Raw genomic sequence first — 17,655 nt, 5'->3', positions numbered from 1 at the left:
GTGCCGCGGCCGGGTCCGCTGAGAACCCTAGTTCAATTCTGCACGTTCGTTGGGCAGACGTTGACGTAGCGTTCCGTGATATTCACCGTCGATGCCAGCACCCCGGTATAGGTTCCGGACACGGGCCACGACAGTTTCTTTTGATCTCTGTAGACCAGTTCCATCGTACCCTTGTAAGGCAAGTCCAGATTGGCCTCGTAGTAGCTTGGGACAACCAGCACGTTCAAAAGCGGCTCACCGTTCTCATCCACTTCGGTGAAGGAATCGAGACGGCCTGCTGCCTTGAAATCTTCATAGGTCGAGGCCGGGATCTTTTTCGTCATCTCGGCGACCAGGGTTCTTTCGTTATTGTCTTGCCATTCATGGCCCAGCCCGAAGCTCGCTTCGGCAGATACTTCGAATCCGGTTTCGCCTACGGACGGCACGCCAGCCTTGCCCGAGTACTTGAAGCCCAACTTGAGGCCAACCCGCCAATCCCACTTTGAGATATCAACATGCTTTCGCGTTTCTGAAAGCTTTACCGTGGTTTCCTCGTTCCGGCGCACCGGCACACAGACCGGCGTCATGTTCTTCAGTTTGGGTCGCGCGTCTTTGAGTGTGGGATAGGTGTCGACGTTCAAGTTGATCCTTTCCGGTTCGCGGATGAATGCCAAGCCGAAACTGTCGATCTCGGTCCCGGAACGCACCCAGACGCCCACGGGATAGCCAGTGCCCACATTGGCGTCGGCCTTGCCATCCGCGATCCCCGCGGTCACCCCGAGACTTACCTTCCTGTCCATACTGGTCTGGAACACGATCTGCTTAACGCGACGCGGGTTCTGATTTGGATAGACTGTCAGCCCCGTGATCAATTCATTCGGATCGAACAGGATCTGCTGTGTCGCAAAGCCGTTTGTCGAGCCGTAAGACTTTTCTTGTGTTGTATTGAAAACGCCGTCGGCGTCCTGCTTTGACCACCTGACTTTCAAACCCGTCACGTACCCGTGACGCAGCCACAGTTGAATTTCCGAAACGCGGCTACCGTCGCACATCACGTCGAAATGCGGATTTCCGCCGCTGCCGCCCGCGACGGCCTTTTTTTCGAGGAACCATTCATCGCAGGCCTGCGACATGGTTGCTGCAAGACACATGAAACAGGCAAGAAACAGATAGCGGAGATGAAACATCTTGGCGGCTCCTAATCCGGATAATTACCAACAAATTGTGCTTTCCGCGTATGGCCGTTACAACCTTGACACGTAACTATTTCTGTGGACTATCGCCCGTCTGGTGACCTTGGGCATTCAGGACGCCCAACTCTGGCACGACCGCCCTGGCGACATCCCAATTCCTCGTGGTGTTAGAGTGTGCGGATCGTGGTCAGCCTTGACCCTGCCGAATCTGCTTGCGTCCGCCCCCATGCTCGCCTATATGCGCCTCAACAGCGGCGCGCCGAGGTTCAGCCCCGGCGCCCATCGTTCTTTCGCAAACGGGCCGCTGGCCCGTTTTTTTGTGCCCGAAAGGCAAGTGACCAATGACCGACCTGATCGCAAAGACCGGCATGGACAAGCGTCTTGCGGAGATCGTGCAGCCCGTGATCGAGGACATGGGATTCGAGCTGGTCCGCATCCGCCTGATGGGCGGACAGGTGCCGACGCTGCAGATCATGGCCGAACGCCCCCAGGGCGGGATCGAGGTAGATGAATGCGCCGAGATCTCGACCGCCGTCAGCGCCGTGCTGGACGTCGAGGACCCGATCATCGACACCTACACGCTTGAGGTGTCCAGCCCCGGCATCGACCGCCCGCTGACCCGGCTCAAGGATTTCGATACCTACGAGGGGTACGAAGCCCGGCTTGAGACCTCGGAGATGATCGAGGGCCGCAAGCGATTCCGCGGCGTGCTGGCCGGGGTCGAGGACGGCGAGGTCCTGATCAACCTGGACGAGGGCACCATCGGGCTGCAGTTCGACTGGCTGACCGACGCCAAGCTGGTGATGACGGACGAACTGATCCGCCTCATGCTGAAGGCCCGCAAGAAAGCGGATGCCCAGGGCGCGGGCGATACACTGGACGAGACCAAGTTTGACGAGATCGAGACCGAACAGTCTCGGGACGAGGAGCAATAACAATGGCAATCACCTCTGCAAACCAGCTGGAACTCCTGCAGACCGCCGAGGCGGTGGCGCGCGAGAAGATGATCGACCCCGGTCTGGTCGTCGAAGCGATGGAAGAAAGCCTCGCCCGGGCGGCCAAGTCCCGTTACGGCGCCGAGATGGACATCCGCGTGTCGATCGACCGCCGCACCGGCAAGGCGACCTTTACCCGCGTCCGCACCGTCGTCGAGGACGAGGAGCTGGAGAACTACCAGGCAGAGTTGACCGTCGAGCAGGCCAAGCAGTACATGGCCGACCCGCAGGTGGGTGACGTCTATTCCGAAGAGGTGCCGCCGGTGGAACTGGGCCGGATCGCGGCGCAGTCGGCCAAGCAGGTGATCCTGCAGAAGGTCCGCGAAGCCGAGCGCGACCGCCAGTACGACGAATTCAAGGACCGCGCCGGCACCATCATCAACGGTGTCGTCAAGCGCGAGGAATATGGCAACGTCATCGTCGACGTGGGCCGTGGCGAGGCGATCCTGCGCCGGAACGAGAAGATCGGCCGCGAAAGCTATCGCCCCGGCGACCGCATCCGCTGCTACATCAAGGACGTGCGCCGCGAGACGCGCGGGCCGCAGATCTTCCTCAGCCGCACCGACCCGCAGTTCATGGCCGAGCTGTTCAAGATGGAAGTGCCGGAAATCTACGACGGCATCATCGAGATCAAGGCCGTCGCCCGCGATCCCGGCTCGCGCGCCAAGATCGCCGTGATTTCCTATGACAGCGGCATCGACCCGGTCGGCGCCTGCGTCGGCATGCGCGGCAGCCGCGTGCAGGCCGTCGTGAACGAGCTTCAGGGCGAAAAGATCGACATCATCCCGTGGAACGAGGACGTGCCGACCTTCCTCGTCAACGCGCTGCAGCCCGCCGAGGTATCCAAGGTGGTCCTCGACGAAGAGGCCGAGCGCATCGAGGTCGTGGTGCCGGACGAGCAGCTGTCGCTGGCGATCGGCCGTCGCGGTCAGAATGTGCGTCTTGCCTCGCAGCTGACCGCGCTCGACATCGACATCATGACCGAAGAGGAAGAATCGAAGCGCCGCCAGGCCGAGTTCGAGGAACGCACCAAGCTGTTCATGGACACGCTGGACCTGGACGAGTTCTTTGCCCAGCTTCTGGTCTCCGAAGGGTTCACCAACCTCGAAGAGGTGGCCTATGTCGAGATCGACGAGCTGCTGGTGATCGACGGCGTCGACGAGGACACCGCCAACGAGTTGCAGGCCCGTGCCCGCGACGTGCTGGAAGAGCAGGCCCGCAAGGCGCTGGAACACGCCCGCGAGCTGGGTGTGGACGACAGCCTCGTGAACTTCGAGGGGCTGACCCCGCAGATGGTCGAGGCCCTGGCCGAGGACGGCATCAAGACGCTGGAAGACTTCGCCACCTGCGCCGACTGGGAACTGGCCGGCGGCTGGACCACTGTCGACGGGCAGCGCGTCAAGGACGACGGTTTGCTGGAGAAATTCGAGGTCGATCTCGAAGAGGCGCAGAACATGGTCATGACCGCGCGCGTCCTTCTGGGCTGGGTCGATCCGACCGAGCTGGAAGCCGCGGCCGAGGAAGGTGACGAAGACCTGGCCGACGACGACGGCGAAACCGAAGAGCAGGAGGCGTAAAACCGGCATGACCAGGGGCGGACGGGCCAAGACCCACGACGACGGACCTGAGCGGAAGTGCATCGCCACCGGCGATGTGCAGCCCCGCGACGGGCTGATCCGGTTCGTCCTGGGCCCGGACGGACGGATCGTGCCGGATCTGGCTGGTAAATTGCCGGGACGCGGCCTATATGTATCGGCCAACCGGGCGGCGATCGACAAGGCAGCCGCAAAGGGGCTTTTCTCACGGGCGATGAAACAGCCGGTGAAACTCCCCGACGGGCTGTCCGATCTGATCGAGCAGATGCTGGCGAAGCGGGTCATCGACCTGATCTCGCTGGCGCGGAAGTCGGGACAGGCCATCTCGGGCTACGAGAAGGTCAAGTCCTGGTTGCAGATGGAAGAGGCCTCGGTGCTGATCCAGGCGGAGGACGGCTCGGGTCGGGGCAAGTCGAAACTCTCGACGCCGTATGGCGGTGATTATATCGGCTGGCTCACGGCAGACGAACTGGGCATGGCCTTTGGCCGACAAACTGTGATACATGCCGCGCTTGGCTCTGGCGGACTCGTGCCGCGTATTGTAGAGGAAGCCCAGCGCTTGAAGGGTGTACGCGTCACGTCAGACGCGGATCGCGGTGGCAGGGGCCACCGGAAAGGATGAAGAAGCTTTATGAGCGATAACGACGGCAAAAAGACATTGGGCGTGCGTGGCGGCGGAGCCCGTTCGGGCAGTGTGAAGCAGAGCTTCAGCCACGGACGCACAAAGAACGTCGTGGTGGAGACCAAGCGTAAGCGGGTCGTCGTCCCGAAGCCCGGCGCCGGTAGCGGTGCGGGTGGCGGCAAGGGCGGCCAGGTTGGCGGATCGGGCGGCAAGCGCCCGGCCGGCATCTCGGATGCCGAGATGGAGCGCCGCCTGAAGGCGCTGCAAGCCGCCAAGGCACGCGAGGCAGAGGAAACCGCCAAGCGCGAGGCCGAGGAAAAGGCCCGCGCCGAAGAGCGTGAGCGCCTCCGCGCCGAAAAGGAACAGAAAGAGCGCGAGCAGCGCGAAGCCGAGGAAGCGCTGAAGCGCAAGGCCGAGGAAGAAGAGCGCAAGAAGCGCGAGGCAGAAGACGCGGCCAAGGCCGCCGCTGCTGCCGCCGCCCAGCCTGCGCCCAAGGCCGACGACCAGGCCCGCGCCAAGCCCAAGAAGGAAGAGGCCCCGCGCCGCACCCCCGACCGGGACGACCAGAAGAGCGGTCGCGGCGGACGTGGCCGTGGCGACGGCGGACGCCGTTCCGGCAAGCTGACCCTGAACCAGGCCCTGTCCGGCGGCGAAGGCGGCCGGCAGAAATCCCTGGCCGCGATGAAGCGGAAGCAGGAGCGCGCACGCCAGAAGGCGATGGGCGGCCAGCAGTCCCGCGAGAAGGTGACGCGCGACGTCAAACTGCCCGAGGCGATCACGGTGGCCGAACTGGCCAACCGCATGGCCGAACGCGTGGGCGACGTCGTCAAGGCGCTGATGAACAACGGCATCATGGCGACTCAGAACCAGTCGATCGACGCCGATACCGCGGAACTGATCATCGAGGAATTCGGCCACCGCGTGCAGCGGGTGTCCGATGCCGATGTCGAGGACGTCATCAAGGAGGTCGAGGACAAGGCCGAAGACCTGCAGCCGCGTCCTCCGGTCATCACGATCATGGGCCACGTCGACCACGGCAAGACCTCGCTTCTGGACGCGATCCGCGATGCCAAGGTGACAGCCGGCGAAGCGGGCGGGATCACGCAGCACATCGGCGCCTACCAGGTGAAGACCGAGAGCGGCGCGGTGCTGAGCTTCCTCGACACGCCGGGCCACGCGGCCTTTACCTCGATGCGTTCGCGCGGGGCCCAGGTGACGGATATCGTCGTCCTGGTGGTTGCCGCCGACGACGCGGTGATGCCGCAGACCGTCGAGGCCATCAACCATGCCAAGGCGGCGAAGGTTCCGATGATCGTGGCGATCAACAAGATCGACAAGCCGTCGGCCAACCCGACCAAGGTGCGCACCGACCTGCTGCAGCACGAGGTGATCGTCGAGGAACTGTCCGGTGACGTGCAGGACGTCGAGGTCTCGGCCCATACCGGCCAGGGCCTGGATGAACTTCTGGAAGCCATCGCGCTGCAGGCCGAGATCCTGGAACTGAAGGCGAACCCGAACCGGGCCGCCGAAGGCGCCGTGATCGAGGCTCAGCTGGACGTGGGCCGTGGCCCCGTGGCCACCGTTCTGGTTCAGCGCGGCACCCTGCGCCAGGGCGACGTCTTTGTCGTCGGCGAGCAGTACGGCAAGGTCCGCGCGCTGATCAACGACAAGGGCGAGCGCGTCAAGGAAGCTGGCCCCTCGGTGCCCGTCGAGGTGCTGGGCCTGAACGGCACACCCGAGGCCGGCGACGTTCTGAACGTCACCGAGACCGAGGCGCAGGCGCGTGAAATCGCCGAGTACCGTGCCAACCTGGCCAAGGAAAAGCGGGCTGCGGCCGGTGCCGCCACCACGCTGGACCAGCTGCTGCAGAAGGCCAAGGAAGACGAGAACGTCAGCGAGCTGCCGGTCATCGTCAAGGCCGACGTGCAAGGTTCGTCCGAGGCCATCGTGCAGGCGCTGGAGAAGGTCGGCAACGACGAGGTCCGCGTGCGGGTCATCCACTATGGCGTGGGTGCCATCACGGAGACCGACGTTGGCCTTGCAGAGGCGTCCGGCTGTCCGGTGATCGGCTTTAACGTGCGGGCCAATGCACCGGCGCGGAATGCCGCCAACCAGAAGGGCGTCGAGATCCGCTACTACTCGGTGATCTACGACCTCGTGGACGACGTGAAGGCGGCGGCCTCGGGCCTGCTGTCGAACGAGATCCGCGAGAACTTCATCGGTTACGCGCAGATCAAGGAGGTCTTCAAGGTCTCGAACGTGGGCAAGGTGGCTGGCTGCCTGGTCACCGAGGGCGTTGCCCGCCGGTCCGCCGGTGTGCGCCTGCTGCGCGACGACGTGGTGATCCACGAAGGCACGCTGAAGACGCTCAAGCGCTTCAAGGACGAGGTTGCCGAAGTGCAGTCCGGCCAGGAATGCGGCATGGCCTTCGAGAACTACGACGACATCCGCCCCGGCGACGTGATCGAGATCTTCGAACGCCAGGAGATCGAACGGTCGCTGGACTGATCCGGTCGACAAGGCCAATCGAGAGACACGAAAAGACCCCCGAATCGGGGGTCTTTTTCATTTCAACTGGACGAAAACCGGGGCGGGGTTTCGGTCTGGCCCCGGTGGCAATGTCAGGCGGGGCGGCCGATATAGATGCGCTGGCCGACACGGACCGAGATCCGCCCGTCGGGAAAGGTCTTTTCCAGCAGACCCTGCACCGACACACAACTGCCGATAACGATTGTCTTGAGCATGACACTCCTCCGGTTGTCACAATTTTGCCAAAATTACACCGGGAGCGTTAACAATACCATAAGCCCTTGGTCTATCTTCCACGAGGGAGCGCCCAAATTACCGGCAAGTGCGCTGAAAGCACAGGCAAAGGGCCGATACCCGTCCCGCAAAGCCGGATAACAGGTCAGCAGGGCTTGCCTATAGCCAGTCCCGAAGAATCGGGATCAGGGGCACATCGGCCGGCGGCATCGGGTAGTCGCGCAGCTCTTGCTTGCGCACCCATTTCAGGGCCTGCCCCTCTTGCGACTGCGGAATGCCGCCCCATTTGCGGCAGGCAAAGAGCGGCATCAGCAGGTGGAAATCTTCGTAACCATGAGAGGCAAAGGTCAGCGGTGCCAGGCAGCTCGACCAGGTCTCGATCCCAAGTTCCTCGTGCAATTCACGAATCAGTGCCGCTTCGGGTGTCTCTCCCGGTTCGACCTTGCCGCCCGGAAATTCCCAGAGGCCCGCCATGCTCTTGCCCTCAGGACGCTGGGCAAGAAGGACGCGGCCATCGGCATCGATCAGGGCAACGGCGGAGACGAGGATGATCTTCATGGCGGGTCCTGCACAGGCTGGAGAAGGCGGGAGCGAGGGGCCAGCCCCTCGCGCTCCCCGGAGGTATTTTCAGCCCAAAGAAACCTAGGGCCGTGACGGAAAGGTCAGGACCGGTAATCCGCGTTGATCTGGATGTAACCGTGGGTCAGGTCGCAGGTCCAGACGGTCGCCTGCCCTGCGCCAAGTCCGATATCGACGTTGATGTCGATTTCCTGCCCCTTGAAATAGGTCGCGCCATCCTCTTCGCGATAGCTTTCTGCGACCCAGCCTTCGCTGGCGACAAGGGTCTCGCCGAAGCGGATCGACAGCTTGTCCCGGTCGGCGGCGGCGCCGCTTTTGCCCACGGCCATGACGATGCGGCCCCAGTTCGGATCCTCACCGGCGAGCGCGGTCTTGACCAGCGGCGAATTCGCGATGGCCAGCGCATGGGTGCGGGCATCGGCATCAGAGGCCGCGCCGGAGACATGCACGGTGACGAATTTCGTCGCCCCCTCGCCGTCGCGGACCACCTGGTGCGCCAGGTTCAGCATCACGTTGTAGAGCGCCTGGGTGAAGTCGGCATTCCAGGTCACGTCCACACCCGACGCACCGGTCGCCGCCATCAGCAGCGTGTCCGAGGTCGAGGTGTCGCTGTCCACGGTGATGTTGTTGAAGGTCTTGGCGTTGAGTTCCGACACCAGCGCCTGCAGCTCGGCGCGCGGGATGCGCGCGTCGGTGAAGATGTAGACCAGCATCGTCGCCATGTCGGGCGCGATCATGCCAGACCCCTTGGCGATGCCGGCGATGCGCACCGGTTTGCCATCGACGTCGATTTCCGCCGTCGCCGCCTTGGGGAAGGTGTCGGTGGTCATGATGGCGCGGGCGGCCTCGGCCATGCCGTCGGGCGACAGGGCGCCGTGCAGCTCGTCGAGCTTGGCGGTGATGCGGTCATGCGGCAGGCGCTCGCCGATCACCCCGGTCGAGGAGGTGAAGACGCGGGACGCGGGCAGGCCTGTCTGCGCCGCCACGGCCTGACAGATGGCCGCGACAGAGCCCTCACCGGCCTTGCCGGTGAAGGCGTTGGAATTGCCCGAGTTGACGATGATGGCGGCGCCTTCAGCGCTGTCCGTGCCGATCTTGGACTGGCAGTCCAGCACATTGGCCGAGCGCGTGGCCGACCGGGTAAAGACCCCGGCCACCACGCTGCCCGGATCGAGCAGCGCCAGCATCACGTCGGGGCGGCCCTTGTAGCGCACCCCGGCCTCGGCGATGGCGAACCTTGCGCCCCCGATGACCGGGAGCGCGGGAAAGTCTGCGGGGGCAAGCGGAGACCGGGGAGGCATGTGCTCTTACTCCGCCAGCAGGCCGAGGTTGTTCAGGATCGACGTGTCGATTTCGGTGAAATCGAGCCGCGTCACCTCACCTGCCTCGGCCTGTTCCGCGATATAGGCCTGAACAGCGTCCTGCTTGAGCTTCTGCTCGATCGCGGGGCGGACCTGTTCCAGCGGCGGGGCATCCATCGTCCGGGTCTCGTTCAGGGTGATCACGTGCCAGCCATAGCGCGTCTGCACCGGGGCGGAGACGGCGCCCGGCTCCATCGCGGCGACCGCGTCTTCGAAGGCCTTGAGCATACGGCCCTTGCCGAACCAGCCCAGCGAACCGCCGTTGGGGCCGGTCGGACCGGTGGAATTGGCGCGTGCCAGTTCCGCGAAATCGGCGCCATCGGCCAGTTCCTGGATCAGTTCCTTGGCCTTTTCCTCGGTCTCGACCAGGATGTGCGAGGCGTTGTATTCGACGCCCAGGTCGGCATCGACATAGTCGGCCTTGTAGGCGGCCTCGACCGCCTCTTCGGTCACGGCACCGTCGGCCACGGCCTGCATCGCCTCGGCGGCCAGCAGTTCACGCTTTTCATTGTCCAGCGCCAGCTGGACACGGTGGGTTTCCTCGCCCTTGTCGGACTGTGCCAGCGTCTCGTACTGGATCAGCCGTTCCAGCAGCCCTTGCCAGAGATCGTCGGTTGGCGCCTGCTGGAACCGTTCGGGCAGCGAGGCGCGCGCCATCAGCATGTGGCCAAAGGTGATGTCCGTGCCATTGACGGTGGCGACAACGGTGTCGATCGTGATCTCGGCCGGCTTGTCGGCGTCGGCGTCCTGCGCCAGGGCCGGCAAAGCCAGGGTCAGCGCGACCGCCGCAGCCGAGAGTTTCATGAGGGTTTTCGACATCGGTTCTTCCTCTTGATTCGGTGCCGCGTCCCTGGGCGGCGTTGACACTCTACAGCCGTCCCCTTACATGCCCGAAAGGCTCTGCGAGGCCGGTCTTTTCGTTCCGTCATATGGCTCATGTGCGAGGCGGGCAAGCAGATGCCGCACTTGACGCTGGAAACAGGTACATCAGACCATGCTTGGAAAAATCGCGCGCAAGGTATTCGGCACGCCGAATGACCGTAAGATCAAGGCCACACGCCCGCTGGTGGAAAAGATCAACGCGCTGGAGCCGGAGTTCGAGAAACTCGACGATGCCGGTCTGATCGCCAAGAGCCAGGAGTTCAAGGAGCGCATCGAAAAGGGCGAGAGCCTCGACTCGCTGCTGCCCGAGGCCTTTGCCAACTGCCGCGAAGCCGCCAAGCGGGCCCTTGGCCTGCGTGCCTTCGACGTTCAGCTGATGGGCGGGATTTTCCTGCACCAGGGCAATATCGCCGAGATGAAGACCGGTGAGGGCAAGACACTGGTCGCGACCTTCCCCGCCTACCTGAACGCGCTGACCGGTCGGGGCGTGCATATCGTCACCGTCAACGACTATCTCGCCAAGCGGGACGCCGAGTGGATGAGCAACGTCTACGGCGCGCTTGGCCTGTCGACCGGCGTCGTCTACCCGCGCCAGCCCGACGAGGAAAAGAAGCAGGCCTATGCCTGCGACATCACCTACGCCACCAACAACGAGCTGGGCTTCGACTATCTGCGCGATAACATGAAGTCCGAGCTGGATCAGATGTTCCAGCGCGACCACTACTTTGCCGTCGTCGACGAGGTCGACTCGATCCTGATCGATGAGGCACGGACGCCGCTGATCATCTCGGGGCCCTCCGACGACCGGTCCGAACTGTACCAGGCCATTGACAAGCTGATCCCGGAACTGGCCGAGGATCACTATACCGTCGATGAAAAGACCCGGAACGTCACCTTTACCGACGAGGGCAACGAGTACCTCGAGCAGATGCTGCAGGCGCATGAGCTGCTGGAAGAAGGCCGGAGCCTCTACGACCCGGAGAGCACCACCGTCGTGCACCACGTCAACCAGGCGATCCGGGCGCACAAGCTGTTCACCAAGGACAAGGATTACATCGTCCGCGACGGCGAGGTTGTGCTGATCGACGAGTTCACCGGCCGGATGATGGCCGGGCGGCGCCTGTCGGACGGTCTGCACCAGGCGATCGAGGCCAAGGAAGGCTGTGACATCCAGCCCGAGAACGTGACGCTGGCCAGCGTGACCTTCCAGAACTACTTCCGCCTCTACGAGAAACTGTCCGGCATGACCGGGACGGCCTCCACAGAGGCCGAGGAATTCGGCCAGATCTACGGCCTGGGCGTGGTCGAGGTTCCGACCAACCTGCCCATTGCGCGGATCGACGAGGACGACGCCGTCTATCGCACCGGAACCGAAAAATACGCCGCTATCGTCGAGGAAATCCGCAAGGCGCATGAAAAGGGCCAGCCGGTCCTTGTCGGCACGACTTCGATCGAGAAGTCCGAGATGCTGAGCCAGATGCTGACGCAGGCGGGGCTGAAGCACAACGTCCTGAACGCGCGCCAGCACGAGCAGGAGGCGCAGATCGTCGCCGACGCCGGCAAGCTGGGCGCGATCACGATTGCCACGAACATGGCGGGCCGCGGCACCGACATCAAGCTGGGCGGCAACGTGGAATTCCAGATCATGGAAGCCATCGCCGCCAATCCCGATCGTCACCCCGACGAGATCCGCGCCGAGATCGCGGCGCAGCACGAGGCTGACGAACAGGCGGTCAAGGAGGCGGGCGGCCTGTTCGTCCTGGCCACCGAACGCCACGAATCGCGCCGCATCGACAACCAGTTGCGCGGTCGTTCGGGCCGCCAGGGCGACCCGGGGCGGTCGTCCTTCTTCCTGAGCCTCGAAGACGACCTGATGCGCATCTTCGGTTCGGAACGGCTGGAAAAGGTGCTGTCGGGCCTGGGCATGAAGGAAGGCGAGGCCATCGTTCACCCCTGGGTGAACAAATCTCTGGAACGCGCGCAGGCCAAGGTCGAGGGGCGCAACTTCGACATCCGCAAGCAGCTGTTGAAATTCGACGACGTGATGAACGACCAGCGGAAGGTGATCTTCAGCCAGCGGCGCGAGATCATGGAATCGCAGGACGTCAGCGAGATCACCACCGACATGCGCCACGAGGTGATCGAGGAGTTGGTGGATGCCTATGCGCCGCCCAAGGCCTATGCCGACCAGTGGGACATGCCGGGTCTCTATGCCGCCGTGCTGGAAAAGCTGGGCATGGACCTGCCGATCATCGGCTGGGCCGACGAGGACGGCGTCGACCAGGAAGTGATCCGCGAGCGGCTGGAAGAAGCCAGCGACGAGATGATGGCCGAGAAGACCGAGGCCTTTGGCCCGGACACCATGCGTCAGATCGAAAAGCAGGTTCTCTTGCAGACCATCGACGGCAAGTGGCGCGAACACCTGCTGACGCTGGAACACCTGCGCTCGGTCGTGGGCTTCCGTGGCTATGCGCAGCGTGACCCGCTGAACGAATACAAGAACGAATCCTTCCAGCTGTTCCAGAACATGCTGGACGGCCTGCGCGAGACGGTGACCGAGCAGCTGAGCAGGGTGCGCCCGATGTCCGAAGAGGAGCAACAGGCGATGATCGCCGAGATGCGCCGCCAGCAGGAAGAGATGCAGCGCCAGATGGACCGCGCCGCGGCCGCGGCCGCCCCGGCCCCCTCTGCCGCCGCCCCCGCAGGCGATGCGCCCTCGCCCGAGGCCGTGGCCGCAGGGTTCGACGAGAACGACCCCGAAACCTGGGGCAATCCCGGCCGCAACGACGCCTGCCCCTGCGGGTCGGGCAAGAAGTTCAAGCATTGCCACGGTCGGCTCAGCTGACCCCGCGCGGCGGCCCCTGGCGGGCCGCCCGCCCGATTTAGGCCTCAATGACTCCGCCTGCGTGCCCTATGCGCGCCATGTTTACCTTTCATCCTGCAAGATGAGAACAAAGGACAGGAGTCTTCATCATGGCCCGGCTTACCAGCTATTTTCTCGGCGGCGCGACGCTGGTTTGCGCGCTTGGGACCGGTTACGTGATGCAATACGGTTTTGCCCTGCCCCAGCAGGGCGGCAAGGCACCTGAACCCCGGCTGGAAATTTCCGAGATCAAGCAGACCTCGTCAGCCGTTGTCCTGCCGATGATCCCCGTCGACCGCCCGCCCGAGGCGCAGCTGCCGGAAGCCCCCGTGGTGGTCAAGGCCGCCGCAGAGGTCGACCTGCCCCAGGCCGACCTGCCCGAGGAGGCGCCCGCCGAAACCGGGTTTTCCTGCGACATGACAATGACCGCGACGCCAACGGCAGGTGCGCTTGTCGACGTGGAACTGATTGCCCCCTGCCGCGCCAGCGAACGGGTGACGATCCACCACCAGGGCATGATGTTCACCGAGGTGATCCAGCCGGACGGCTCGCTCTCCGTCACGGTCCCCGCACTTGCCGAACAGGCCGTCTTCATCGCCAGCTTTGCCAGCGGCGAAGGCACGCTGGCCAGCACGGATGTCAGCTCGCTGCCATTCTATGACCGCGTCGTCGTGCAGTGGAAGGGCGAGGCCGGGCTGCAACTGCATGCCCGCGAATTCGATGCGGGCTATTTCACCGATGGCCACATCTGGGCCGCCCATGCCGGCAACCTGACCGCCGCCGCCAAGGGCGAAGGTGGGTTCCTGACCCGCATGGGCCGCGCCGACACGCCCGAGGCGCTGGCCGCCGAGGTCTATTCCTTCCCCGCCGGCACGGCCAAGCGCGGCGGTGAGATCCTGCTGTCGGTCGAGGCCGAGGTGACGGCAGGCAACTGCGAAACCCAGGTCGAGGCACAGACGCTGGAAATCCGTGACGGCGGCGATCTGCGCACCCGCGACCTGACGCTGCAGATGCCCTCTTGCGAGGTTCTGGGCGACTTTCTGGTGTTGAAAAACCTTGTCGAAGACATGACTATCGCCGCCAGATGACAGGCGGGTGACGGGGACTTCATGTCGATCAGTCGTGCGGCGGTATTCGCCGCACTTTTCCTTTTCATGCAGGCCGGTTTCGCCCTGGCGCAGGACATCACGCTGAAATCGCGGGATGGCAGCATCGCCTTGTCGGGCACCCTTCTGGGGTTCGACGGCGAGTTCTACCGGATCGAGACCCGCTTTGGCGAATTGACCGTCGATGGCTCGGGCGTGACCTGCACCGGCGTCGGCTGCCCGTCGCTGATCGACTATGTCGCAGAGGTGACGATTTCCGGCTCCGCCAGTGTCGGTCACGGGTTGATGCCTGCCCTTGTCGAGGGCTTTGCCGCCCGCAGCGGGTTGCAGGCGGAACGCATCGGAACAGCCACCGGGGCGGTCTATGCCCTGCGCAAACCGGGCGGGCGTGTCCTTGGACGGTTTACCTTTCGCGTCACGGACACCGACAGCGGTTTTGCCGACCTGCTGGCGGACGAGGCCGATATCGTCATGGCCCTGCGCGAAATCCGTCCCGAAGAGGCCGCCCGCGCCCGCGCGGCGGGACTGGGGGACCTGACGGCGCCGAACCGCTCTCGCGTGCTGGCGCTGGATGCGGCGGTGCCGATCGTCTCGCCGCGCAATCCGGTCGACCGACTGTCGATCGCGCAACTGGTCGATGTTCTTTCCGGTCGGATCACCAACTGGACCGATCTGGGCGGCCCGGATGCGCCGATCACGCTGCACCTTCGGGGCGAAGGCTCTGGCATGGTGCAGGGCTTGCAGGACCGGCTGTTGCGCCCTGCCCGCCTTGACCTGGTCGATGGCGCCAGACGCCACGACAGCAATACCGCGCTTGTCCGGGCCGTGGCGGTCGATCCTTTCGGGCTGGGGCTGGCCAGTTATGCCGAAACGGGCGTGACCCGGCCGCTGGTTCTGGCCGGGGCCTGCGGCTTTACCCTGCGGGCGGCGCGGCGCAGCATCAAGACCGAGGACTATCCGCTGACCGCGCCGATGTTCCTGTATATCCCGGCGCGGCGCCTGCCCAAGCTGGCCCGCGATTTCCTGGCTTATGCGCATGGGTCATCGGCCCAGATCACGATCCGCGACGCCGGTTACATCGACCAGGCTCCCGAAGAAGTGGCCCTGGACCTGCAGGGAGACCGCCTGGCCAATGCCGTCGCCGTGGCCGAGGGCGAAGAGGGGTTGGCGGCCTTGCAGAACATGGTGACCGCGCTTGGGCCGATGCGGCGGCTGACGACTACCTTCCGTTTCGAGACCGGGTCGACCAAGCTGGACGCGCAGTCCCGCTCGAACGTCCTGGCGCTTGCCCGCGCGCTGGAGGCAGGAGGGTATGATGGACGAGAGCTGGTCTTTGTCGGGTTCTCGGACGGGGTCGGGCCCGCTGCGGCCAATCTGGACATCGCGCGACGCCGGGCCGAGGCCGTGCGCCGCGCGGTCGAGGATGCGGCGGAAACGGCCGACCTGGACCGGGTGCAGATCAGCGCGCGCGCCTTTGGCGAGGCCCTGCCGATGGCCTGCGACGACAGCGCCTGGGGGCGGCAGGTGAACCGGCGGGTCGAGGTCTGGGTTCGGTGATCCCGCGCAGCGTCAGAGCAACCCTTCGCTGCGGAAACTGAGTTCACGCGATTTCCCGATCACCAGGTGATCGTGCAGCGTGATGCCCAAGGCATCGGCGGCCACCTGTATCAGCGCCGTCATGTCGATATCCGCCTGGCTGGGCGTGGGGTCGCCCGACGGGTGATTGTGCACCAGGATCAGCGCCGAGGCGTTGAGTTCGAGCGCCCGTTTCACCACCTCACGCGGATAGACGGGCACATGATCGACCGTGCCGCGCGCCTGCGGCTCATCGGCGATCAGCACGTTCTTTCGGTCGAGAAACAGGATGCGGAACTGTTCGGTGTCACGGTGGGACATGGTGGTCTGGCAATAGTCGATCAGCGCATCCCAGCTGCTGACCACCTGTTTGCGCAGGACCCGCGACCGCGCCAGACGGTGCGCCGCCGCCTCGACGATCTTGAGTTCCGTCACGACGGCCTCTCCGACGCCATTGACCTCTTTCAGGCGATGCAGGGGCGCCGAGACGACACCGTTGAAATCCCCGAAGGTTTCCAGCAGTAGGCGCGCCAACGGCTTGACGTCCCGCCTGGGAATGGCCCGGAACAGGACCAGTTCCATCAGTTCGTAGTCCGGCAGTGCTTCTGCCCCGCCGATCAGGAATCTTTCGCGCAGGCGCGCGCGGTGATCGCGGATGTAGGACGGCAGTTTCTGGGCCCCCGGACCGGGCCGGGCGGGTGCCTCATCATGATCGAAGAGGGCAGCCTGTGAGTCGGAGAAATGCGGGCCTCGGGTCATGCCGGCGATGGTGGCGCACCGAGGTGAACAGTTGGTTAACGGACCTGAACAATCTGCGAACGCAAAGGCGCCACGCAAGGGCTGTTGCGTGGCGCCTGTCGTGGCGGGAAGGCCCTGTGATCTGACCGAACCCTCCGCTGGAGGCTTCGCCGCGCAATGCGCGATGCGTCAGATCACCCCTTCATCGAGTCCCAGAAGTTTTTCACCGAAGTGAAGAAACTGTGTGATTCCGGGTTGTTGTCCTCGGCCAGGGATTCGAACTCGCGCAGGAGCTCCTTCTGTTTCGAGGTCAGGTTCACCGGGGTTTCCACCGCCAACTCGATGAACATGTCGCCCGAGGCGCCGCCGCGTAGGGCTGGCATGCCCTTGCCACGCAGGCGCATCTGGCGGCCGGACTGGCTGCCCGAGGGGATCTTGACGCGCGAGCGGCCGCCGTCGATCGTCGGCACCTCGATGTCGCCGCCCAGCGCCGCAACGGTCATCGCCACCGGCACGCGGCAGTGCAGTTCGGCGCCGTCACGTTCAAAGATCTTGTGCGGCTCGACCTCGATAAAGATGTAGAGATCGCCCGGAGGGCCACCGCGCATCCCGGCCTCGCCTTCGCCCGCAAGGCGAATGCGCGTGCCGGTTTCCACACCCGCGGGGATGTTCACCGACAGGGCACGTTCCTTCTGCACCCGGCCCGCGCCGCCGCAGTTGTTGCAGGGGTTCTTGATGATCTGGCCCAGGCCCGAACAGGTCGGACAGGTCCGTTCCACGGTAAAGAACCCTTGCGTCGCGCGGACCTTGCCCAGGCCCGAACAGGTCGGACAGGTGGTCGGTTCGGCCCCGCCTTCGGCGCCCGATCCGTGGCATTCGTCACACTGGATCGAAGTCGGCACCTTGATGGTCTTCTGCAGCCCGTTATAGGCCTCTTCCAGCGTCACGCGCAGGTTGTAGCGCAGGTCGGCCCCGCGCGCCGCGCGCTGGCGCCCCCCCTGGCGGCCGCCCATGAAATCGCCGAAAAGATCGTCGAAGACGTCGGAAAAGGCGCTGGCGAAATCGGCGTTGCCGCCGCCCATGCCGCCGCCAGGACGCGGGCCGCCGCCCATCCCGCCTTCGAAGGCCGCGTGGCCAAAGCGGTCATAGGCCGCCTTCTTGTCGGCATCCTTCAGGACGTCATAGGCCTCGTTGGCCTCCTTGAACTGCGACTCGGCCTCCGGGTTATCGGCGTTGCGGTCCGGGTGCAGCTCCTTGGCCTTCTTGCGGTAGGCTTTCTTGATCTCGTCTGCCGAGGCACCGCGCTCGAGGCCGAGTACGTCGTAATAGTCTCGTTTGGACATGGTCGTCCTCCTCGTTGCGGAACGTCATGGGGCCGGCCCGGTGTCCGGACCGGCCCCAGAT

General features: G+C 64.5%; 14 protein-coding genes. 7 read left to right on the top strand and 7 right to left on the bottom strand.

The features are described 5' to 3' along the window. Nucleotides 1-32: 32 nt before the first annotated feature. Nucleotides 33-1,166, bottom strand: coding sequence for a jacalin-like lectin (locus G9Q80_RS16275; RefSeq protein WP_088714666.1), 1,134 nt, complete (start codon nucleotides 1,164-1,166; stop codon nucleotides 33-35). A gap of 347 nt (nucleotides 1,167-1,513) precedes the next feature. Here G9Q80_RS16275 and rimP point away from each other — a divergent pair, with 347 nt between their 5' ends. The 4 genes from rimP to infB are packed head-to-tail and all read left to right on the top strand — an operon-like array spanning nucleotide 1,514 to nucleotide 6,892. Further along, nucleotides 1,514-2,107 (top strand): ribosome maturation factor RimP, encoded by a 594-nt coding sequence (gene rimP, locus G9Q80_RS16270; protein ID WP_043140534.1) that lies wholly within the window; start codon nucleotides 1,514-1,516, stop codon nucleotides 2,105-2,107. 2 nt (nucleotides 2,108-2,109) lie between these two features. After that, a complete protein-coding gene (gene nusA / locus G9Q80_RS16265) occupies nucleotides 2,110-3,744 on the top strand; it encodes a transcription termination factor NusA (protein ID WP_043140532.1) in 1,635 nt (544 codons plus the stop codon). 7 nt (nucleotides 3,745-3,751) lie between these two features. Next, nucleotides 3,752-4,384, top strand: coding sequence for an RNA-binding protein (locus G9Q80_RS16260; RefSeq protein WP_069210535.1), 633 nt, complete (start codon nucleotides 3,752-3,754; stop codon nucleotides 4,382-4,384). A gap of 9 nt (nucleotides 4,385-4,393) precedes the next feature. Next, nucleotides 4,394-6,892 (top strand): translation initiation factor IF-2, encoded by a 2,499-nt coding sequence (gene infB / locus G9Q80_RS16255; RefSeq protein WP_043140525.1) that lies wholly within the window; start codon nucleotides 4,394-4,396, stop codon nucleotides 6,890-6,892. A gap of 113 nt (nucleotides 6,893-7,005) precedes the next feature. On the opposite strand, the gene G9Q80_RS28460 is transcribed toward infB, so the two are convergent. The 4 genes from G9Q80_RS28460 to G9Q80_RS16240 all read right to left on the bottom strand — a co-directional run bounded on the left by G9Q80_RS28460 (nucleotide 7,006) and on the right by G9Q80_RS16240 (nucleotide 9,906). Beyond that, nucleotides 7,006-7,128, bottom strand: coding sequence for a hypothetical protein (locus G9Q80_RS28460; protein WP_088714665.1), 123 nt, complete (start codon nucleotides 7,126-7,128; stop codon nucleotides 7,006-7,008). Between the two features lie 178 nt (nucleotides 7,129-7,306). Further along, a complete protein-coding gene (mutT, locus tag G9Q80_RS16250; RefSeq protein ID WP_088714664.1) occupies nucleotides 7,307-7,705 on the bottom strand; it encodes an 8-oxo-dGTP diphosphatase MutT in 399 nt (132 codons plus the stop codon). 104 nt (nucleotides 7,706-7,809) lie between these two features. Further along, nucleotides 7,810-9,027: a bifunctional glutamate N-acetyltransferase/amino-acid acetyltransferase ArgJ gene (argJ, locus tag G9Q80_RS16245; protein WP_088714663.1), complete on the bottom strand. Its 1,218-nt coding sequence runs from the start codon at nucleotides 9,025-9,027 to the stop codon at nucleotides 7,810-7,812. A 6-nt stretch (nucleotides 9,028-9,033) separates the two neighbouring features. Beyond that, the gene (locus G9Q80_RS16240; protein ID WP_043140514.1) at nucleotides 9,034-9,906 is read right to left on the bottom strand and encodes a peptidylprolyl isomerase; all 873 of its coding nucleotides are present in this window, start codon (nucleotides 9,904-9,906) and stop codon (nucleotides 9,034-9,036) included. Between the two features lie 175 nt (nucleotides 9,907-10,081). On the opposite strand from G9Q80_RS16240, the gene secA reads away from it, so the two are divergent. The 3 genes from secA (at nucleotide 10,082) to G9Q80_RS16225 (ending at nucleotide 15,495) form a co-directional block, all read left to right on the top strand. Next, nucleotides 10,082-12,814 (top strand): preprotein translocase subunit SecA, encoded by a 2,733-nt coding sequence (gene secA / locus G9Q80_RS16235; RefSeq protein ID WP_074621933.1) that lies wholly within the window; start codon nucleotides 10,082-10,084, stop codon nucleotides 12,812-12,814. A gap of 128 nt (nucleotides 12,815-12,942) precedes the next feature. Continuing rightward, a complete protein-coding gene (locus tag G9Q80_RS16230; protein ID WP_088714662.1) occupies nucleotides 12,943-13,920 on the top strand; it encodes a translocase in 978 nt (325 codons plus the stop codon). A 21-nt stretch (nucleotides 13,921-13,941) separates the two neighbouring features. After that, complete coding sequence (locus G9Q80_RS16225; RefSeq protein ID WP_088714661.1) at nucleotides 13,942-15,495, top strand: substrate-binding domain-containing protein; 1,554 nt, start codon at nucleotides 13,942-13,944, stop codon at nucleotides 15,493-15,495. 12 nt (nucleotides 15,496-15,507) lie between these two features. Here the strand turns inward: G9Q80_RS16225 and radC are convergent, their stop codons facing one another. Together radC and dnaJ are read right to left on the bottom strand one after the other, a co-directional pair. Continuing rightward, nucleotides 15,508-16,272 (bottom strand): RadC family protein, encoded by a 765-nt coding sequence (gene radC / locus G9Q80_RS16220; RefSeq protein ID WP_088714660.1) that lies wholly within the window; start codon nucleotides 16,270-16,272, stop codon nucleotides 15,508-15,510. A gap of 173 nt (nucleotides 16,273-16,445) precedes the next feature. Further along, complete coding sequence (dnaJ, locus tag G9Q80_RS16215; RefSeq protein ID WP_043140501.1) at nucleotides 16,446-17,594, bottom strand: molecular chaperone DnaJ; 1,149 nt, start codon at nucleotides 17,592-17,594, stop codon at nucleotides 16,446-16,448. Nucleotides 17,595-17,655: the final 61 nt, after the last annotated feature.

It is taken from the genome of Mameliella sp. LZ-28 (genome assembly GCF_012274245.1).
GTDB lineage: Bacteria > Pseudomonadota > Alphaproteobacteria > Rhodobacterales > Rhodobacteraceae > Antarctobacter > Antarctobacter albus.
The sequence above is the reverse complement of the archived record's forward strand: the minus strand, read 5'-3'. Positions and strand labels throughout refer to the sequence as shown.